Genomic DNA, 20845 nt, shown 5'->3' with positions numbered 1-20845 from the left:
AAAAACTACAAAAAGTGCTTTTTCTGCAGCAAAAAAAGGGGTAGAGTTAGCGGCGTAGGGTACAGAGGTAAGATGTTCTATCTTTCAGACCTTTTACTTCACGTAATCGGATTTGGCTGAATATTTTAGCCGCCCCAGTCAGTAATGACTGGGGCGTTTTTTATTGCGGCAAAGAAAATTTCGGACAAAAAAAAGCGCGGCCATGGCCGCGCACGGTATTACTCTTCTTCCGCTTCTGTTGCGGGCTCCAGCTCACTGAACCAGCTGTCGAGCTTCTGACGCAGCTTATCCACACCCTGCTTTTTCAGCGAGGAGAAAGCTTCAACCTGCACATCTCCGTTGAATGCCAGTACCGCTTCACGAACCATATTCACCTGCGCTTTACGCGCGCCGCTCGCCAGCTTATCCGCTTTTGTCAGCAGCACCAGAACGGCAATATCGCTTGCCACAGCCCAGTCGATCATCTGCTGATCAAGGTCTTTCAGCGGGTGGCGAATATCCATCAGCACCACCAGGCCTTTCAGGCACATGCGCTTTTCCAGGTATTCACCCAGCGCGCGCTGCCACTTGATCTTCATCTCTTCCGGTACCTGCGCGTAACCGTACCCCGGTAAATCGACCAGGCGTTTTCCTTCGGCCACTTCAAACAGGTTAATCAGCTGGGTACGGCCAGGTGTTTTTGAGGTACGCGCCAGGTTCTTCTGATTGGTCAGCGTATTCAGTGCGCTGGATTTCCCCGCATTCGAGCGGCCAGCAAAGGCCACTTCGATGCCGGTATCAGAGGGCAGGTGGCGAATATCGGGCGCACTGGTGACAAAATGCGTCTGTTGGTAGTTCCAGGTAGTCACGTGGTCGTCTCCAAAAATCGTAATCTGCGAGGGATTATACCTGAATGCAGGCAAAAGGCTTTTTTGATTGCACCTGGTCTGTAGGCTTAAGCCCTGGCCGATGTGAGACATCGGCTATAGATATTATGAGAAATTTCAGAGAAATCGCAGGTGTAAAAAAATACAAACTGTTTTAAATCATAAGATTAATATTGAGTGATTATCTGAAAATCCGTTTTTGTACCCTTTCGTTGCTTGTTAGTTTAAATGAACAAGGTAAAGTGTGCGTCAAGGCGGGGATGCCAACAGGATAATGACTTAGGGATAAGGGTCAGGAGCGCCAGGAGGCGAAGACGCAGGATTGTCAGGATGACCAGCGCCTGGAGGCGTTTTAACAGGAAAAGGAACCGTATCACGGACGGTATCAGCCAACGGATAAACAGGGTTTGTTGTAGGCAAACACGGAATGTCTGACCCGTTAAGGGTTATGAGTCAGGAAAAAAGGCGACAGATTGCTCTGTCGCCTTTTTTCTTTGCTTGCTTTCTGCTAGATTTCGCCGCAATTCTATACTGAAGAAAACGACTTAAAGATAAAACATCATGAAAAAACCGACCTCCGCAGCGGGCGCGAAACGCCCTGCCAAAGCACGCCGCAAAACGCGCGAAGAACTGAACCAGGAAGCGCGCGATCGCAAACGCGAAAAAAAACATCGCGGTCATGCTGCGGGTAGCCGTGCAAACGGTGGCGGTGCATCTGGCGCTTCTGCTAAAAATAAGCCGCAGAAAGATCCACGTATCGGCAGTAAAACTCCCATTCCACTGGGCGTGACAGACACCCCGGTCACTAAGCAGCACAAACCAAAGAGCGAGAAACCTATGCTTTCACCGCAGGCTGAGCTGGATTTGCTGGAGAACGATGAGCGCCTGGACGCGCTGCTGGAACGTCTTGAAGAGGGTGAAACCCTGACCGCTGAAGAGCAGTCCTGGGTGGATGCCAAACTGGATCGCATCGACGAACTGATGCAGAAGTTGGGCCTGTCATACGACGATGACGAAGATGAAGAAGAAGATGAAAAGCAGGAAGATATGATGCGTCTTCTGAAGGGTGGAAACTAACATTTGCACCCGGCAGGAACGATAGTCCTGCTTATAACCCTTCCGGTTATATGTTATCTGGTGTGGTTATTCGTTAAACTACGGCGGTTGTCGCGGCGACAGAAGTGGCTGCGCACCCGAATGATGGTCCGCAATGGGGCCAGAACGGGCCGCCGTATACGAACGCGACACCAACGGAAGGAGTGAGCATGTCTGTACCATCTATCGACTGGGATTTGGCCCTGATCCAGAAATATAACTATTCCGGGCCGCGTTATACCTCATACCCCACCGCGCTGGAGTTCTCCGATGCCTTCGGTGAGGGTGATTTTCAGCAGGCCGTCGCGCGCTATCCAGAACGCCCGCTGTCGCTCTACGTCCATATTCCGTTCTGCCATAAGCTCTGCTACTTCTGCGGCTGCAATAAAATTGTCACCCGTCAGCAGCATAAAGCCGATCAGTATCTGGATGCGCTGGAGCAGGAAATTTTGCATCGCGCGCCGTTGTTTACTGGCCGTCACGTCAGCCAGCTTCACTGGGGCGGCGGTACGCCAACCTATCTGAATAAAGCGCAGATCAGCCGTTTGATGGCGCTTCTTCGCGGCAATTTTCATTTTAATGACGACGCCGAAATCTCGATCGAGGTCGATCCGCGTGAAATTGAGTTGGATGTGCTGGATCATTTACGTGCCGAAGGCTTCAATCGCCTGAGTATGGGCGTTCAGGACTTCAATAAAGAGGTTCAGCGTCTGGTGAACCGCGAGCAGGACGAAGAATTTATCTTTGCCTTACTCAACCATGCGCGTGAAATTGGTTTCACCTCAACCAATATCGATCTGATTTACGGCCTGCCAAAGCAGACACCGGAGAGCTTTGCCTTTACGCTGAAACGTGTAGCTGAACTCAACCCGGACCGCCTGAGCGTGTTTAACTATGCGCATCTGCCGACGCTCTTTGCCGCGCAGCGCAAAATCAAAGATGCCGATCTGCCTTCTGCTCAACAGAAACTGGATATTCTCCAGGAAACCATTACCTCGCTGACCGAGACCGGCTATCAGTTTATCGGTATGGATCACTTTGCCCGTCCGGATGACGAGCTGGCTGTTGCTCAGCGCGAAGGGGTACTGCACCGTAATTTCCAGGGCTATACCACCCAGGGCGATACCGATTTGCTGGGGATGGGCGTTTCCGCCATCAGCATGATTGGCGATTGCTACGCGCAAAACCAGAAAGAGTTGAAGCTCTACTATCAGCAGGTGGATGAAAAGGGCAACGCGCTGTGGCGCGGCATCGCGTTAACACGTGACGACTGCATTCGTCGTGATGTGATTAAGGCGCTTATCTGCAACTTCCGTCTCGATTTCAGCGACGTTGAGTCGCAGTGGGATCTGCACTTTAGCGATTATTTTGCAGAAGACCTGAAGCTGCTGGCGCCGCTGGCGAAGGACGGGCTGGTGGATGTGTCGGAGAATGCGATTGAGGTCACGCCGAAAGGACGTTTATTGATTCGTAATATCTGCATGTGCTTTGACGCTTACCTTCGGCAGAAAGCGCGTATGCAGCAGTTCTCGCGGGTGATTTAAGCCGCAAAAGCATGAAACGTAGGCCGGGTAAGGCGAAGCCGCCACCCGGCTTTTACATTTTTACCCGCTAGCTAAACAGACCAACCAGCGCCGCACACAACACTGCAGCAACTGCGGTTTGCGGCGTGTGGCTTTCTGCGGCTCCGCTAGAGAGCATATGTACTAATGTTTCCAGCATGATGTTCACCCCCAATTTCCGGGCACGATCATACAAAACTCATCGACACAGTAAAGCGCAAAATAACGGCAATTTGCGCTCAATTAGTAATCTTTACACAGCGGTGAAGATTACTCCATTCCCAGCTCTTTAAGCTTACGCGTCAGGGTATTACGTCCCCACCCCAGCAGGCGGGCTGCTTCCTGTTTATGGCCCTGCGTATGACGAAGCGCGGTGGTTAACAGCGTGCGTTCCATCTCCGGCTGCGCCTCAGAGAGCAAATTTTGATGACCGGAACGCAGCGCGCGATCGGCCCACTGCGCCAGCAGCGTCGCCCAGCTGTCCGGCAGCGCATGGCCCGTACTGCTTTCAGGGGCGGTCGCTTCAAACAGCTCGGCCGGCAGATCCTGAATCAAGACCTCCTGTCCGGCGGCCATGACGGTGAGCCAGCGACAGGTATTTTCCAGCTGACGCACGTTACCCGGCCAGGCCAGGCGGGTGAGGGCGGCATCGGTTTCCGGGTGAAGCTGTTTGGCTTCGACACCCAGTTCACGCGCGGCGACCTGCAGGAAGTGACGCGCCAGGCGAGGGATATCTTCGCGACGTTCACGTAGCGGCGGCAGATGGACGCGGATGACGTTCAGGCGATGGAATAAATCCTCACGGAATTTTCCCTCCTGCACGCGTTGCTCCAGGTTCTGGTGCGTCGCGGCAATAATGCGTACATCCACTTTCACCGGCGCATAACCGCCTACGCGATAAAACTGTCCGTCGGCCAGCACGCGCAGAAGACGGGTCTGAACATCCAGCGGCATATCGCCAATTTCATCCAGGAATAATGTCCCCCCGTCAGCCTGTTCGAAGCGGCCCTGACGAATGGTATTTGCCCCGGTAAAGGCGCCTTTTTCGTGGCCGAACAGTTCGGATTCAATCAAATCTTTCGGGATAGCCGCCATATTCAGGGCGATAAACGGCGCTTTTGCCCGCGGGCTATGGCGATGTAAGGCGTGCGCGACCAGCTCTTTACCGGTGCCCGATTCGCCATTAATCAATACGCTGATGGACGAACGCGACAGACGGCCAATAATGCGAAACACATCCTGCATCGCCGGTGCTTCGCCAATGATGTCCGTGGTAGGGCCGAAATCGGGCGCATTACGCGGCTGTTGCTGCTCCTGGTAATGGCTAATGGCGCGCTCAACCAGCGCGACCGCTTCGTCGATATCAAATGGCTTGGGCAGGTAGTCGAATGCCCCTTGCTGATAGGCGCTAACGGCGGCATCCAGATCGGAGTGTGCCGTCATTATGATGACCGGAAGCATAGGGTGGCGTTGTTTGATCTGCTTTAAAAGCGCCAGCCCGTCCATACCCGGCATACGAATATCCGACAGCAGAACATCCGGCGTTTTGGTGGTGAGTGCGTCGAGCACTTCGCTGCCGCTCTCAAACGTCGTGCAGCTTAATCCCGCCCCTGTGAGCGCGCGTTCAAGCACCCAACGGATGGAGCTATCGTCATCGACTACCCAGACTATCCCTCGTTGCATAAACGTCACCTTTATTTTTTAATCGGCAGGAAAACCGAAAACTCGGTATGTCCCGGCCAACTGGTAAATTCAATTTTTCCAGAGTGTTGATCGATCAAACTGCGGGCAATGGATAATCCCAGCCCGGTACCGCCTTCGCGACCGCTGACCATCGGGTAGAACAGGGTGTCCTGCAGATGAGATGGGATCCCCGGCCCGTTATCCTCAACGTCGATGCGTGCCGCCAGCCGATAGCGCACGCCATGCAAGGTGAGCTGGAATGCGGTACGGGTACGCAAAATGATTTCGCCGCCTTCCGGTCCCAGAGCCTGCAGCGCATTACGCACAATATTCAGCAGGACCTGCTCAATCTGGTCCGGATCGTGCGCCAGTTCCGGCAGGCTGGGGTCATAATCACGCACCAGCGTAACGTTCTCCGGCAGCTCCATTGAGACGAGCTTCACCACCCGTTCAGCCACTTTATGAATGCTTTCGGTGACATGCATACCCGGCTGTTGCGGCCCGAGCAGGCGGTCAACCAGGTTACGCAGACGGTCGGCCTGCTCAATGATGACGTTGGTATACTCCGCCAGCGCAGGGTCCGGCAGCGCTTTGGTTAACAGCTGCGCCGCCCCGCGTAATCCGCCCAGTGGGTTTTTGATTTCATGCGCCAGGCCCCGCACCAGATCGCGGGCAGCAATTTGCTGCGCATGCTGAAGTTGCTCCTGGCTCAGTCGGCGCTGATTGTCCATCGGCGCCATTTCGAGCAGGATCAGCCCTTCAGGAAGACGTTGCGCGGTAAGCGACAAAATATGCGAGCGCCCGTCGATCACCAGCGTCACTTCGTTATCGGTGAACCCCTGACCGGCCTGCAGACTTTCCTGCATCAGGCCAATGTTCAGCGAAAAATAGCTCAATAATTCTGGCAGCGGAGTGCCAAACAGTTTGCGTGCGCTTTGGGCGAGCAGTTGCTGCGCCGCCGGGTTGGCGTAATGAACAGCCAGCTCGTCGTCGACCAGCAAAATGCTGTTAATTAACGAATTGAGGATCTGCCCAGCATCGGGCAGCGTGCCAGTTGCCATTCAGCAGTCTCCTGGAGTTGGTTGCACTAATTTAGTGCAGTATAGCTTTTTCGTCGTAAAAAGCGCGTGAGATCAGGTTGTTGGTGGAGAAAAAAGCCCATCCGGAGATGGGCTGAAAGTTTCCACGGCAACAAAAAAAGCTTTCGGGGCCGCGCCTGATGGGTGGCGCGAAACCCGTTGTAACTTAAACGCTGTAGTACAGTTCGAATTCAACCGGATGCGGAGTCATGCGCACGCGGTCGTTCTCTTCAGTACGCAGGGCGATGTAAGCATCGATAGCGTCGTCAGTGAACACGCCACCCGCAGTCAGGAACTCGCGGTCAGCGTCCAGTGCCTGCAGGGCTTCTTCCAGAGAGCCTGCAACCTGTGGGATCTCTTTCGCTTCTTCTGGCGGCAGGTCATACAGGTTTTTGTCCATTGCTTCGCCTGGGTGGATCTTGTTCTTGATACCGTCCAGACCGGCCATCAGCAGTGCTGCGAAGCACAGGTATGGGTTAGCTGCTGGATCCGGGAAGCGCACTTCGATACGACGCGCTTTAGGAGAAGCCACCACCGGGATACGGATAGAAGCAGAACGGTTACGCGCTGAGTAAGCCAGCATAACAGGTGCTTCGTAGCCTGGGACCAGACGCTTGTAAGAGTTGGTGGTTGGGTTCGCCAGGGCGTTGATCGCTTTAGCGTGTTTGATTACGCCGCCAATGTAGTACAGCGCCTGCTCAGACAGACCTGCATATTTGTCACCAGAGAACAGGTTGGTACCGTTCTTGGACAGGGACATGTGGCAGTGCATACCGGAACCGTTGTCGCCAAACATTGGTTTTGGCATGAAGGTCGCGGTTTTACCGAAACGGTGTGCAACGTTGTGCACAACGTATTTGTAGATCTGAATTTCGTCCGCTTTTTTGGTCATGGTGTTGAAGCGGGTTGCCACTTCGTTCTGACCAGCAGTCGCCACTTCGTGGTGGTGAGCTTCAACTACCAGGCCCATCTCTTCCATCACCAGACACATGGTGGAACGGATGTCCTGTGAAGAATCGACCGGAGGAACCGGGAAGTAACCGCCTTTCACGCCAGGACGGTGACCTTTGTTACCACCTTCGTATTTGGTGGAGGAGTTCCATGCACCTTCGATGTCGTCGATAGCCACGTGGGAGCCAGAGATAGAGGCACCGAAACGAATGTCATCGAACAGGAAGAATTCTGGCTCTGGCCCGAACAGAACGGTGTCTGCGATGCCGGTAGAACGCAGGTACTCTTCTGCACGTTTAGCGATGGAGCGTGGGTCACGGTCGTAGCCCTGCAGCGTGCCTGGCTCGAGGATATCGCAACGGATGATCAGGGTTGGCTCTTCGAAGAACGGATCAATGACCGCCGTGGTCGCGTCTGGCATCAGAACCATGTCAGATTCGTTAATGCCTTTCCAGCCACCAATGGAGGAGCCGTCAAACATTTTGCCTTCTTCAAAGAATTCGGCGTTTACCTGATGAGCAGGAATTGTGACGTGCTGTTCTTTACCTTTAGTATCGGTGAAGCGCAGATCAACAAACTTCACTTCATGTTCGTTCAGCATCGTCAAAACGTGTTCAGCGGACATACTTAACTCTCCAGATTGGTCATTGTCGTCGTGGTAACGAGGTCTTCAACTTCTATCAAGGTGGCTATGAGGCCATCTTTTTGCCGTATTTTTATAAAGCGAAATCTGTGCCAACTTTTAAAACACCCCAAAAAGGCGTTATCATGCACACCATAGTGCAAAAGTGCTGCACCACAATGGTTATGTTGCACCAGTATAGTGCTTCAGTGTGAACACTGAGCACCATATTGGTGCAATTTTCGTTAAAGTGCCCTTTTTACGCTCCGTGAAAGCGATCACAAAGCATCTCTGCAATACTTGTTTGCGGGGGATGTTTGTGATCCTGTTTTGTAGTGCGATTAATCCGTGTACAATAACGCGCTATTTCTAATGCCTGAGGCAAAGTTGTGATCGAAAATTTGCGTAACATCGCCATCATCGCGCACGTTGACCATGGTAAAACTACCCTGGTTGATAAGCTGCTGCAGCAATCCGGTACGTTTGATGCACGTGCCGAAACTCAAGAGCGTGTGATGGACTCCAACGATTTGGAGAAAGAGCGTGGGATTACCATCCTCGCGAAAAACACCGCTATCAAATGGAATGACTACCGTATCAACATCGTTGATACCCCAGGGCACGCCGACTTCGGTGGTGAAGTTGAGCGCGTGATGTCCATGGTGGATTCCGTGCTGCTGGTGGTTGACGCCTTTGACGGCCCAATGCCGCAAACGCGTTTCGTGACCAAAAAAGCATTTGCCCATGGCCTGAAGCCTATTGTTGTTATCAACAAGGTTGACCGTCCTGGCGCACGTCCTGACTGGGTTGTTGATCAGGTGTTCGACCTGTTCGTTAACCTTGACGCGACCGACGAGCAGCTGGACTTCCCTATCATCTACGCTTCGGCGCTGAATGGTATTGCGGGTCTGGATCACGAAGATATGGCGGAAGACATGACCCCGCTGTATCAGGCGATTGTCGATCACGTACCGGCTCCGGATGTTGATCTTGATGGTCCTCTGCAGATGCAGATCTCCCAGCTGGACTACAACAACTACGTTGGCGTTATCGGTATCGGCCGCATCAAACGCGGTAAAGTGAAGCCGAACCAGCAGGTTACTATCATCGATAGCGAAGGCAAAACCCGTAACGGTAAAGTGGGCAAAGTGCTGACTCACCTGGGTCTGGAGCGTATCGACAGCGATCTGGCTGAAGCGGGCGATATCATCGCGATCACCGGTCTGGGCGAGCTGAACATCTCTGACACCATCTGCGACCCGCAGAACGTGGAAGCGCTGCCAGCCCTGTCTGTTGATGAACCAACGGTAACCATGTTCTTCAACGTCAACACCTCTCCGTTCTGTGGTAAAGAAGGTAAATTCGTTACCTCTCGTCAGATCCTTGACCGCCTGAACAAAGAGCTGGTGCACAACGTTGCGCTGCGCGTTGAAGAAACGGAAGACGCTGATGCCTTCCGCGTATCCGGTCGTGGTGAACTGCACCTGTCTGTTCTGATCGAAAACATGCGTCGTGAAGGTTTCGAGATGGCGGTTTCCCGTCCGAAAGTTATCTTCCGCGAAATCGACGGCCGTAAACAAGAGCCGTTCGAAAACGTAACGCTGGACGTTGAAGAGCAGCACCAGGGTTCTGTGATGCAGGCTCTGGGTGAGCGTAAAGGCGACCTGAAAAACATGAATCCAGATGGCAAAGGCCGCGTACGTCTCGACTACGTGATCCCAAGCCGTGGCCTGATCGGCTTCCGTTCTGAGTTCATGACCATGACTTCCGGTACCGGTCTGCTGTACTCCACCTTCAGCCACTACGACGACGTACGTCCGGGTGAAGTGGGCCAGCGTAACAACGGCGTGCTGATCTCTAACGGTCAGGGTAAAGCGGTTGCGTTTGCGCTGTTCGGTCTGCAGGATCGCGGTAAGCTGTTCCTGGGTCACGGTGCTGAAGTGTATGAAGGCCAGATCATCGGTATTCACAGTCGTTCTAACGACCTGACGGTAAACTGCCTGACCGGTAAGAAACTGACCAACATGCGTGCGTCCGGTACTGACGAAGCAACGGTTCTGGTTCCACCGATCAAGATGACGCTGGAGCAGGCTCTGGAATTCATCGATGACGACGAACTGGTAGAAGTGACTCCACTGTCTATCCGTATCCGTAAACGTCACCTGACCGAGAACGATCGTAAACGTGCAATGCGCGGTGCGAAAGAAGAGTAATACGGTCATTCCGTTAGCCGGGTAAGCGCATGCGCCGCCCGGCAGTAAAAAGCCGCTGATTGCTCAGCGGCTTTTTTTATTAGAACGAATACCGCAAACCCAGGCGAATCCGGTACTGCTCCCGGTTGTAATCATTCCATCTGTCCAGCCACTGCAGTTCAAGATATGGCAGCCAGTTTTTGTCGATCTTGTAGCTGAATTTATTGGTAATTTCCCAGTGATGATCTTTGCCATTTTTGCTGTGGTAATCATTCACCCGCTGGAAAAAGTGCGGTTCAAAGGTATAAAAAAACGCATCCGTCACTTTGAAATTCCAGTAGTTAGCAAACTCGTGCGTATCGTTCTTATCCATCTGTCCGTTATAGTCCGGCGTATCGTAATTGTTATGGTTATAGCGATAGCGGAACGTCAGGTTGAACCCGTCCGTAAATTTATAATTGGTATCTAAATAGACCGCACCACCTGATCCTGCGCTGCTGTCGTTAATCAATCCGCCGGGCTGGAAGGTGAGCTTGTCGGTGGGTTTAAAGAGCGGATACCACCCCTCTATTTCGTTATAGCTGTGCTTAAGCTCATCCCATTTCCCCACGTTATAGGCATTGGTGAACATCAGCCCCGCGCCCATATCGAAGTTATAGCCTGCACGCAGGATCACCTCGTGGAGCTCAGAGGCCGTATTGTATGCTTCGCGGGTTTCGACATAAGCCCCGGCAAATACCGGGCAGGACACAGACGACACGATCAGTACAGTAATGATTCTTTTCATAATTTGTCCATGTATCAGGTACAGAAAGGCCTCCCTCCTGATGAACAGGAAGGACATAGTGGCCGGTTTTATTGTTATAAAGTGACTGCTGACGCTTTATTGTTGGTGGTTATCTCAGGGGTATTCGCGGTTTGTTTTTTCCGTTTTCCAATCTCCTCGATAATAAAGGCGAAGCGCGCTTCGTTGAGTTTATAAAACAGCCCCATGGTCACGGCGGCAACGACGGCCAGGCCGCACGGCCAGAGGAAAATAAGCTGACGCAGGCCAAGTAGCGTGCCAGCGCTCTGCACCGCATGGGGAACGTAGCCAATCTGGGTCAGCATGATGCCAGGCAGAAAACCGGCGAGGGCGGCAGAGATTTTGCGTGAGAAGGTATAGCCGGTATAAACCGACCCTTCAGCACGAATGCCCGTTTTCCACTCGCCGTAATCAACGGTATCCGGTACCAGCGCCCAGTTCAGGCTGTTCACAAACGCCGTGCCGAAAAACGCCATGCAGGAAAACAGCACGAACAGCAGGGAACTGGTCCCCCAGAAGAAGTTCAGCACGTCGCCCACCGCCCACAGCGCCAGCCCACCCAGATAAACCGGTTTTTTGCCAAAGCGCTTCACCGCGCCGGGCACCAGAAACACGCCAATCAGAATGCAGCCCATGCTGAAAAAGCCCATCCACGACAGCAAATGCAGATCGTTTAGCACGTACTGGGTGTAATAGACCTGAATCGCCAGCTTGATGTTAAACGCGGCAAGGGTACACAGGTTGGCGATACACAGCACCAGTAGCGGCGGATTGCGGAAAATCGCGCAGAATGATTTCAGAATGCCGGGCTTATGGTGATCGGGCGTAAGCTCCACGTAGCGCTCTTTCACGCCGCTGTAGCACCACCACATGCAGACCAGGCCACCGGTGACGAACACCAGCGCCGCCACCAGATAGCCGAGGGAGGGCTGGCTGACGAACAGCGCCTGAATGGGCATAAAGCCGACGGTGCAGAGCAACAGCCCCACGGTTGCGCCGCCCTGACGCCACGCCGCAAGCTGTGCGCGCTCGTTCGGGTTTTTGGTGATGGCCGGGACCATCGCACCGTAGGCGCAATTCATCAGGCTATAGCAGAGGCCAAACATCATGAAGAGCACGGTGGCGAGCGCCGTTTTCACCGTCAGGCTAAAGTCGTTGGCCATAAACTGCGCCGTCGCGACCAGCGCCACCGGGACGGAGGCATAAAGAATGAATGGCCGGAATTTTCCCTTCGCGCCGATGTTACGCCGGGAGTCCAGCAGCACGCCGGTCAGCATGTCGGTGAACGCGGTAAAAAACTTCGCTACCAGGAAAATAATGCCGCCATAGAAGGCGGGCATGCCCAGTTCGTCGGTGTAAAACTTCAGCAGATACAGCGTGCCAATACACAGCATCAGATTCGAGCCAAAATCGCCCATCCCGTAGGCGCACTTCTCTCGCAGGCTCAATTTCAGGGTTAACGGATCAGTGTTATATGTCATGGTCGATCCTCAGAGCGCCCGCAGGGCGCTCTATCTCGTCATTTATGCCGTACGTTTACGCAGTTCGATCTCTTCCACGATGCGCACATACATCTTCTCGTTGAGATTGTAGAAACAGCCCATCGCCACAATGGTGATGACCGCCAGCAGGCTCGGATAGATAAAAATCAGCTGCCGCAGTCCTTCAACCGTTCCGGCGGATTGCACCACATTGGGCACATAGCCAATTTGCGTGAGCATGATCCCCGGGAAGAAGCCCGCCAGTGCCTGGGATACCTTCCTGAAGAAGGTAAAGCCGGTGTAAACCGTTCCTTCAGATCGCACGCCGGTGCGCCACTCGCCGTATTCCACGGTATCGGATACCAGCGCCCAGTTCAGGCTGTTCACGAATGCGGAGCCGAAGAAGGCCAGGCAGGAGAACGCCACAAAGCTCACCGAGCCGCCGCCGAAGAAGTAGTTGAGCAGATCGCCCGCCACCCAAACCATCAGCCCGCCGATATAGACTTTTTTCTTGCCGAAGCGCCGCACCGCGCCGGGCATCATAAAGACGCCGATAAAAATACAGCCCATGCTGAAGAAACCCATGTACGACAGCAGGATCGGGTCGTTCAGTACGTACTGCGTGTAGTAAACCTGGATGGCGAGTTTGACGTTAAAGGCACCCAGCGTGCAGAGGTTGGCGATGCACAGGATAAACAGCGGACGGTTTCCGGCAATGGCGCGAAACGACTGCAACAGCCCCGGTTTTTGCGCCGGATGAGCAGGCTGCGTCTCGACGTAACGCTCGGTCACGCCCTTGTAGCACCACCACATAAAGAACAGCCCGAACAGAGAGAAAAGCGTGGCGGCAAAGATATAGCCAAGCTGATCGTTGCCCTCAATCAGGTTCATTACCGGGACAAAACCGACGGTACAGAGCAGCAGGCCAAGCGTGGCGCCGCCCTGACGCCAGGCGGCCAGCGAGGCGCGTTCGTCCGGGTTTTTGGTAATGGCGGGCACCATCGCGCCGTAAGAACAGTTCATCATGCTGAAGAACAGGCCGTACAGCATGAACAGCACCGTTGCCATCACCGTTTTACCGGTGATTTCAAACGGCGTACCGACGAAGTTGGCAATCGCCAGCAAGGTCACCGGGAAGGCGGCATACAGCACGAACGGGCGGAATTTCCCTTTCGGGCCGATGTTGCGCCGGGAGTCGAGCATGATCCCGGTACCCATATCGGTGAAGGCGGTAAAGAATTTGGCAATCAGGAAGATGATCCCGCCGTAGGTACCCGGCAGGCCCAGCACGTCGGTATAAAACTTCAGCAGATACAGCGTGCCGATATCCAGCAGGATGTTAGAGCCGAGATCGCCCATCCCGTAGGCGAGTTTTTCTTTAAACGGCAGGCGTAGGGTTGCCGGATCAGAAGTATGTTGACTCATTATTGTTCTCCGTCTGCCCGCAGGTTTCCCCGCGGGCGAGCCTTATCAGATATGACGTAAGGTGTTAAACAGATCTGCCCATTCGCTTTGCTGGCGATAGAAGACCGGCGGTTTGCCGAGCGGGGCAGCAACGGTCACCTCACCGCCCTGGCAGGTTTCACCCGTCCACACATTTACCCAGTTGTCCTGCGGAAGATAGAGCGTCCAGTCGTGGCGGCCCTCTTCATGAACCGGTGCCACCAGCAGATCGCGGCCAAACAGGTACTGGTATTTCAGCGTGTAGGCGCGCGCGTCGTCTTCATAATGCAGGAACAACGGGCGCATCACCGGCAGGCCACTTTTCGCGTTCTGCGCAACCGCAGCTTTGATGTACGGCTTCAGGGTGGTGAACACGGTGGTCATACGTGCAAAGTGCGCGATGGTTTCGGCGTCACCGTCGAACTGCCAGTTGTCACCCGGGCGGTTACCTTCGTGGGTACGCATCATCGGCGTAAAGGCGCTGAAGTCGCACCAGCGCAGCAACAACTCTTTGGTGCGTTTCATCTCGAACAGGGTGGTATAGCCGCCGATGTCGCTGTGGTGTAGCCCGTGACCGGTCATCGCCAGAGACAGCGCAGCAGGTACGACGGACGCCAGACCGTCGTCCAGGCTCCAGTCGACGTTCTGATCTCCCGCCCACATCATTACCGAGTGCTTCTGGCTGCCGGTATAACCCGCGCGCATGAAGAACAGGATCTCGCCGAGCTTGCCGGTCTCTTCCAGCGCCTCGTAGTTACATTTAGCCCACAGGGCAGGCCAGGCGTTATGCATGATCTCCGCGCTGACGCCGTTGTGCAGGAAGGTATCGGTTGGCAGATATTCGCCAAAATCGGCCATCCAGCCGCCGCAACCCAGTTCGATCAGGTTCTTTTTGATCACCTCTTTGTACCAGCCGTAGGCTTCCGGGTTGGTCAGGTCGATGACGCCCGCGTAAAACTCGCCAAACTCGACGTGGTAGTCCTTGCCGTCGGCATTTTTGGTCAGATAGCCGCGTTTTGCCGCCTCTTCACAGAGATCTTTGTCGCTGGCGACGTACGGGTTGATATAGGAGAGGAACTGCACGCCTTCCTGTTTCCACTGTGCAATACGCTCATTAAGCTGCGGATACAGCTCGCTGTTCCACTTCCAGTTCCACATCACGCGTTTGCCAAAGGAGGTCATGCGGATGCCGGACCAGTCCTGCGCCCAGATGCCGTTCACCTTCACCCCGCCCTGACGCATGACGTCGAGCTTGTGCTGACACACCCCGGTGCCGCCCTGAATACCCAGCGTCACGCCGTCGTAAACCCAGTCCGGCAGCTCCGGCTGACGCCCCAGCAGGCCGGTGAGTTTTTCCAGCAGATCGACGTAGGTTTCTGCACATTCAAAGCGCAGCGTGGCGTTATCTTCCCAGAACGCCAGTTCGTGGAAATCCGGCGCGCTGAAGTCGAAGTTCATGTAGCAGCTGTTATCCACGTGGCAGTAGTACTTCTGGGTGCTCACGAAGGTAGGCTGGGGGAAGAAGGTCCAGTAATAATCGCCGCCCGCATTCTCTTTGCAGTCGGCCTGCCAGGTCACGTAGGTCTGCTTATTGCGGCCCACCCCCTGTTCGCTGGTCCACAGCGGGAACGGCTTTCCGCGCAGATCAAAGTACGAGAACTGCTCGCCGCAGCCGTAGATATGATCTTCAGGCTGGGCCGCCAGCCGCAGCCAGATGCGGTTGTGACAGGTGGCATCATTTTTCAGCTTCAGTTCCAGACGGCCTTCCGCATCCATACCCACCAGCAGCGTCGCGCTCACCGCATCGCCACGGGTAAAGCGGATCGCCCAGCCTGCGCTTTGCTGTGTAACGGTCGCGTCCGTCAGGGCGATTTTTTCGTTGAGCTTGTCTTTGATGCTGAAGTTGCCGCGAAACATTTCGATATCGGCAATGCCCGCGCCGATCCACAGGCAAGGTTCATCGGTGGAGTGGGATAAAATCAGACGGTCCTGCCAGCGCAGGGTGAAGCCATGTTCGTTATTTTTCAGATCAATATTGTGTAGGGTACGCATAGAAAACTCCGTCTTTATTATTTGGCCTGGCTATCCAGTAATCCGGCGGCTACGGCAGGGGCTAAGCCCGGGGCCAGCGGCAGGCGGGGGATCACCAGGCAGTGCAGCAGGTGGTAAATATCCTGCTTGCCGTCCCAGACTTTGGTGGTCACTTCGTTGTTGGTGTCCAGCTCCTGCCACCAGGATCCGTTCTCGTAATCCATCAGGTATTTGATGCAGTAATCCCACCATTTCTGATACCAGGCTTCGTACTGCGCCTCGCCAGTTACGGTGTAGAGCGCATACGCTGTGCCCATCGCCTCGACGATCGGCCAGCGCACGCGTTCGCGCACGATAGGCTTGCCGTCCCAGCCAACGGAGTAGACGAACCCATCGGCTCCGTCTGGCGCCCAGGCATCGCGGATGGTGGCGTGGAACAGTCCTTTTGCGTCTTCCAGCAGCCACGCCGGTGGGGTTTCGAAGCGGGCTTCCAGCGCGGCACGCAGGTGCAGCATCAGGCGGCCCCACTCAATCCAGTGCCCTGGTGTGCCGCCGTAGGCGCGAAAACGGTGGGCGGGATTATCGATGTTGTAGTCGCGGATCGGGTTCCAGTTGGTATCGAAATGCTCGTTAACGCGATACTCACCTTTGCGCGCCACGTCGTGAATAATCACCGAGGCGATGCGCAGGGCGCGGTCGAGCCATTTACGATCGTGGGTTACGTCATACACGATGAGGAAGGCTTCCACAGCGTGCATGTTAGCGTTACCGCCGCGGTAATCTTCCGTTTTGCTGAACGCTTCATCCCAGGATTCCAGGCACATCTGCTCCTGTTCGCTCCAGAAGTAGCGCTCAATCACCTCAATGGCGTCGTCCAGCAACCTGCGCGCCTGCGGGTGTCCGGTGGTGACGGCGCTCGCCGCGCCCAGCAGCACGAAGAAGTGCTGATAGCCCTGCTTGGAGGCATCCACCACGCCTTCATCGTTAACGCAGGCGTACCAGCCGCCGTGCTGTTTGTCGCGCAGCGGGCCGTTGAGGGCATTGATGCCGTGCTCAACCAGGGCGTACGCGCCGGGCCGCCCCATGTTTGCCGCCACCGCGTAAACGTGCAGCATACGGGCGGTGATCCACAGATGCGTGCCCATATCGCTGCGAACCTGCCCGTTATTGCCCAGCCAGCCGAAGCCGGTCGGTACGGCTGCGTTTTTACCGAAATCAAGAATGCGGTCGGTCTCTTGTTCGAGCCAGCGGTTATGGCTCAGGGTGTTAAACCATTTCATGTTCGGGTCCTTTCTCAACGGCGAGCCATCATTTCGTCGACGATCTCACCCAGACGCTGCAGTTTAGGTACGGAAATATCGCGAAGCATGAGCCCGGTGTCCGGCAAGCCAATCACCGATGACCAGACGGCGCGACCGGCTAAAAAGCCTGATGCCCCCGCCTGCATGGCAACGCTCACGGCGCGCGGGAATAATTTTTCGTCCACGCCGGAGGAGAGGATCACCCACGGCATGGCGATGTGCTCGTTCAGCTTCTGCGAGGCCGCCAGCAGTTCCTGCTGCGTGCCTTTACCCAACAGCGGCATCTCCACTTTGTAGAGGTCTGCACCGCTGTCACCCAGCTCTTTGGCCGCATCGATAATCGCCTGTTCGCGGTTAAACCCGGCGCCGCGACGCGGTGGACGCACCACCGGCTCGATAATGCTCAGCAGGCCGTTGTCGTGGCACAGCGAGTTAAATGTCTTCACCATCTCAAGACGCTGCTGCGCGTCTTCATCGCTACGCCACAGCACCAGTAATTTCAGCGCCTTGCCGCCATCGCGTTTGACCGCCTGCGCGTCGACGTTCTTGTCGATCGTTACGCTGTCGACGGGAATACCGTTCCCTGGAATAAACTCGTCGGCCGCCACAATCAGCGCGCAGCTTTTAGCCACGGCCTGCTGCTCCACAATCTGGCGATAGCAGAACTGCTGGTCGACGAGAATGGCAGAGGCGTACGGCGACAGAATTTTCGCCGCATTGACCTTAAAATCCGTCAGATGCTGGTCCGTGACCGGCACCGGCGCACCTGCTGCGGCAAACATCAGGCGCATCGCTTCGCGCTGATCGACGGCCAGCATCGCAAAACCGCCGGAAGGTCGGGTGATATCTTTCAGGGTGTACATCGTCATTCCTCAGTCCTTTCGTATCAGTGTGATTTTTTCAGCCCGGCAGATGCGCGAACCTGTTCAAGAATGGCTGTCCAGTCTTCGCGCCCGCGCCCGGCGGCGCGTGCCTGGTTGTAAACTTCGCGGGAAGCCGCGCCCAGCGGCATCGGAACGTGGAGCTGGTTGGCCACGTCCAGGGCGATCCCCAGATCTTTATGTGCAAGATCGATCATGAAGGCGGGTGAAAGATCCCCTTTCAGCACCTTGTTCGGCCAGGAGGTGGTGAAATGGCCTTTACCTGCAGGCGTGCCGCTCATGACCTTGAGCGCCACCTCAAAGGAGAGACCGAGCGCTTCACACAGCACGGCCGCCTCGGCGGACAAGGCGTTTAGCGCAATGCTCATGTAGTTATTGATAAGCTTCACGCGGATGCCCATGCCCGGCCCGCCGGCGTTAATCAGCTCATTGCCCATCGCCATTAACACGGGGGTGGCGCGCTCAACCTGCTCCGCCGTGCCGCCTGCCAGCAGGAGCAGCGTGCCGGCGATGGCATGGTCTGAGGTGCGCCCGACAGGTACGTCCATCAGGCTGAAGCCACGCCCGGCCATGTCGCGGATCAACGCGTCGGTTTGCAGGGGATGAATGGTCGACATATCGATCACCAGCGCGTCGCGAGATAAGCCTTCGCAAACGTCTTGTTCGCCAAACAACACGCTGCGCACCAGGTCGCCGTTGGGCAGCATGGTAATGATGAACTCGGCATCCGTTGCGGCCTGCGCGGGCGTTGCCGCCGCCTTCGCGCCGCTCTCCACCAGGACCTGCACCGCCAGCGGGTTCACATCAAAGACCTGAAGCTGGTGACCTTGCTTCAACAGATTCTTCGCCATTGGCGCGCCCATCTGCCCTAAACCGATAAATGCGATTGCTGACATGCCTCTCTCCTGTCATATCGTGTCAATTTTTGCGCGTTTATGTTGTCTGTTTTTGATCGTATTTGTAATTTATAGTCAAAAAATTGACAGGGGTCACTTTTTAAACATTTGATGAAATTAAAATGAAGGCATCAGAATTGCAGAAGGAAGCACCATGACTCGCATCGTTTGTGTCGGCATAACCGTGCTGGATCGCATCTGGTATCTCGATGATTTACCGAAAGAAGGTGGGAAATATGTCGCAAAAGACTATACGGAAGTGGGCGGCGGCCCGGCGGCAACTGCGGCGGTGGCGGCGGCAAAACTGGGGGCATCCGTGGATTTTATTGGCCGGGTGGGTGACGACGATACCGGCAGAAGGCTGCTTGCGGAGCTGGAATCCCTGGGGGTGAACACCCGCTACACGCGCATAGTGAAAGATGCCCGCTCGTCACAATCGGCGGTGCTGGTGGACGGCAGCGGGGAACGCATCATCGCGAACTATCCCAGCCCCGATCTTCCCGCTGCGGCAGACTGGCTGCAGGGCATCGACTTCTCGCAATGGGACATTGTTTTAGCCGATGTGCGCTGGCATGAAGGGGCGAAGCAGGCGTTTACCCTTGCCCGTCAGCAAGGCGTCACAACGTTGCTCGATGCGGATACAACCCCTCAGGACATCGCGGAACTTATCGCCCTCAGCGATCATGCTGCCTTTTCCGCGCCGGGGCTGCGTCGGGTAAGCCATCTTGAGGAAACGGAAGGTGCGCTTAAAAAAGCACAAACGCTCACAAATGGACACGTCTATGTCACGCAGGGCCGGGAAGGCTGCTTTTGGCTGGAGAACGATGCCCTGTGCCATCAGCCGGGTTTTGAGGTCGAGGTGGTTGATACCACCGGGGCGGGGGATGTTTTCCACGGTGCCCTGGCGGTCAGCCTGGCGCAACGGTTATCTCCAGCGCAAGCCGTGCGCTTCGCCAGCGCCGTCGCCGCGCTGAAATGTACTCAGCCCGGCGGTCGCGCAGGTATACCCGACTGTGATCAAACCCGCTCTTTTTTGTCACTTTTTGTATAAAATGCGGGGCGTGATGGTTTTCAGAGGACAGCCCATGAGCCTTACCGAACTGACCGGCAACCCGCGTCACGATCAGCTGCTGACGCTGATAGCCGATCGCGGATATATGAACATTGATGAACTGGCGCAGCTGCTGGACGTCTCGACGCAAACCGTGCGCCGGGATATCCGCAAGTTGAGCGAACAGGGACTGATTACGCGACATCATGGCGGTGCGGGCAGGGCATCCAGCGTGGTGAACACGGCCTTTGAGCAGCGCGAAGTGTCGCTGACTGAAGAGAAGCGGGCGATTGCCGAAGCGATTGCAGACTATATTCCTGATGGTTCGACTATTTTCATCACTATTGGCACGACCGTGGAGCACGTGGCCCGTGCGCTGCTCAATCATAACCATCTGCGTATCATCACTAACAGTCTGCGGGTGGCACACATCCTCTATAAAAATCCGCGTTTTGAGGTGATGGTGCCCGGCGGTACGCTGCGTCCACATAACGGCGGCATTATCGGTCCGGCGGCGACGGCGTTCGTGTCTGGCTTTCGGGCGGATTATCTGGTGACCAGCGTGGGGGCGATTGAACACGACGGCGCGATGATGGAGTTTGACGTCAATGAAGCCAGCGTGGTGAAAGCGATGATGGCTCATGCCAGACATATTTTACTGGCGGCCGATCATACGAAATACACCGCCTCTGCCGCCGTGGAAATTGGCAACGTGGCGCAGGCAACGGCGCTCTTTACCGATGAACTGCCCGGCTCTGCGCTACATAACCATCTCAAATTCAGCAAGGTAGAAGTTGTCGAAGTCAGCACAGGCGACGAGCAGCAGGCTGGATAACCTCTCTGACGGCCCGAAAATCCCTTCGGGCCGTTCCTTTCTTTAAGCTGAATCTGGCGCATAGCCAAACC

Annotated in this window: 18 protein-coding genes; 6 read left to right on the top strand and 12 right to left on the bottom strand. The window is 55.3% G+C overall.

The genetic code is table 11. From position 1 onward, the window contains the following. Positions 1 to 72: 72 nt before the first annotated feature. Positions 73 to 120 (top strand): spot 42 RNA, inhibition of DNA synthesis, encoded by a 48-nt coding sequence (locus PUZ33_RS25240; protein WP_071892919.1) that lies wholly within the window; start codon positions 73 to 75, stop codon positions 118 to 120. 98 nt (positions 121 to 218) lie between these two features. On the opposite strand, the gene yihA is transcribed toward PUZ33_RS25240, so the two are convergent. Then, on the bottom strand, positions 219 to 848 hold the full coding sequence (gene yihA, locus PUZ33_RS14020; RefSeq protein WP_020686870.1) for a ribosome biogenesis GTP-binding protein YihA/YsxC: 630 nt from the start codon (positions 846 to 848) through the stop codon (positions 219 to 221). 579 nt (positions 849 to 1427) lie between these two features. On the opposite strand from yihA, the gene yihI reads away from it, so the two are divergent. Further along, positions 1428 to 1943 carry a Der GTPase-activating protein YihI gene (gene yihI / locus PUZ33_RS14015; RefSeq protein ID WP_013099380.1) on the top strand — a complete coding sequence of 172 codons (516 nt, stop codon included), beginning with the start codon at positions 1428 to 1430 and terminating at the stop codon, positions 1941 to 1943. A gap of 188 nt (positions 1944 to 2131) precedes the next feature. Further along, positions 2132 to 3505 (top strand): oxygen-independent coproporphyrinogen III oxidase, encoded by a 1374-nt coding sequence (hemN, locus tag PUZ33_RS14010; protein WP_020686871.1) that lies wholly within the window; start codon positions 2132 to 2134, stop codon positions 3503 to 3505. A gap of 67 nt (positions 3506 to 3572) precedes the next feature. Here hemN and PUZ33_RS14005 read toward each other — a convergent pair whose 3' ends face one another. From PUZ33_RS14005 to glnA, 4 genes are all read right to left on the bottom strand, one after another. Continuing rightward, entirely contained in the window at positions 3573 to 3683 is a 111-nt protein-coding gene (locus PUZ33_RS14005) for a YshB family small membrane protein (RefSeq protein WP_032618432.1), read from the bottom strand. Positions 3684 to 3793: 110 nt separating this feature from the next. Continuing rightward, positions 3794 to 5206 (bottom strand): nitrogen regulation protein NR(I), encoded by a 1413-nt coding sequence (glnG, locus tag PUZ33_RS14000; RefSeq protein WP_013099377.1) that lies wholly within the window; start codon positions 5204 to 5206, stop codon positions 3794 to 3796. An 11-nt stretch (positions 5207 to 5217) separates the two neighbouring features. Beyond that, positions 5218 to 6267, bottom strand: a complete 1050-nt coding sequence (gene glnL / locus PUZ33_RS13995; RefSeq protein ID WP_008501857.1) for a nitrogen regulation protein NR(II) — start codon at positions 6265 to 6267, stop codon at positions 5218 to 5220. 184 nt (positions 6268 to 6451) lie between these two features. Further along, entirely contained in the window at positions 6452 to 7861 is a 1410-nt protein-coding gene (gene glnA / locus PUZ33_RS13990; protein WP_013099376.1) for a glutamate--ammonia ligase, read from the bottom strand. 386 nt (positions 7862 to 8247) lie between these two features. Between glnA and typA the strand changes: the two genes are divergently transcribed. Then, a complete protein-coding gene (gene typA / locus PUZ33_RS13985; protein ID WP_008501854.1) occupies positions 8248 to 10071 on the top strand; it encodes a ribosome-dependent GTPase TypA in 1824 nt (607 codons plus the stop codon). Between the two features lie 79 nt (positions 10072 to 10150). On the opposite strand, the gene ompL is transcribed toward typA, so the two are convergent. The 7 genes from ompL to yihU form a co-directional block, all read right to left on the bottom strand. Then, positions 10151 to 10837 (bottom strand): porin OmpL, encoded by a 687-nt coding sequence (gene ompL / locus PUZ33_RS13980; protein WP_013099374.1) that lies wholly within the window; start codon positions 10835 to 10837, stop codon positions 10151 to 10153. Positions 10838 to 10911: 74 nt separating this feature from the next. Next, positions 10912 to 12336 carry an MFS transporter gene (locus PUZ33_RS13975; RefSeq protein WP_058680482.1) on the bottom strand — a complete coding sequence of 475 codons (1425 nt, stop codon included), beginning with the start codon at positions 12334 to 12336 and terminating at the stop codon, positions 10912 to 10914. Between the two features lie 42 nt (positions 12337 to 12378). Continuing rightward, positions 12379 to 13761: an MFS transporter gene (locus PUZ33_RS13970; protein ID WP_013099372.1), complete on the bottom strand. Its 1383-nt coding sequence runs from the start codon at positions 13759 to 13761 to the stop codon at positions 12379 to 12381. Positions 13762 to 13806: 45 nt separating this feature from the next. Then, a complete protein-coding gene (locus PUZ33_RS13965; RefSeq protein ID WP_058680483.1) occupies positions 13807 to 15831 on the bottom strand; it encodes an alpha-glucosidase in 2025 nt (674 codons plus the stop codon). Between the two features lie 17 nt (positions 15832 to 15848). Next, on the bottom strand, positions 15849 to 17090 hold the full coding sequence (gene yihS / locus PUZ33_RS13960; protein WP_058680484.1) for a sulfoquinovose isomerase: 1242 nt from the start codon (positions 17088 to 17090) through the stop codon (positions 15849 to 15851). A 14-nt stretch (positions 17091 to 17104) separates the two neighbouring features. Then, the gene (gene yihT, locus PUZ33_RS13955; RefSeq protein WP_058680485.1) at positions 17105 to 17980 is read right to left on the bottom strand and encodes a sulfofructosephosphate aldolase; all 876 of its coding nucleotides are present in this window, start codon (positions 17978 to 17980) and stop codon (positions 17105 to 17107) included. A gap of 17 nt (positions 17981 to 17997) precedes the next feature. Then, on the bottom strand, positions 17998 to 18888 hold the full coding sequence (gene yihU / locus PUZ33_RS13950) for a sulfolactaldehyde 3-reductase (RefSeq protein ID WP_058680486.1): 891 nt from the start codon (positions 18886 to 18888) through the stop codon (positions 17998 to 18000). A gap of 154 nt (positions 18889 to 19042) precedes the next feature. Here yihU and PUZ33_RS13945 point away from each other — a divergent pair, with 154 nt between their 5' ends. Then, the gene (locus tag PUZ33_RS13945) at positions 19043 to 19939 is read left to right on the top strand and encodes a sugar kinase (RefSeq protein ID WP_058680487.1); all 897 of its coding nucleotides are present in this window, start codon (positions 19043 to 19045) and stop codon (positions 19937 to 19939) included. 34 nt (positions 19940 to 19973) lie between these two features. Next, positions 19974 to 20774 (top strand): DeoR/GlpR family DNA-binding transcription regulator, encoded by an 801-nt coding sequence (locus PUZ33_RS13940; RefSeq protein WP_058680488.1) that lies wholly within the window; start codon positions 19974 to 19976, stop codon positions 20772 to 20774. The last annotated feature ends 71 nt before the right edge of the window (positions 20775 to 20845 follow it).

Source organism: Enterobacter cloacae complex sp. 2022EL-00981 (assembly GCF_028737495.1).
Classification (GTDB): domain Bacteria; phylum Pseudomonadota; class Gammaproteobacteria; order Enterobacterales; family Enterobacteriaceae; genus Enterobacter; species Enterobacter cloacae.
This window is presented reverse-complemented; position numbering and strand designations above follow the sequence as displayed.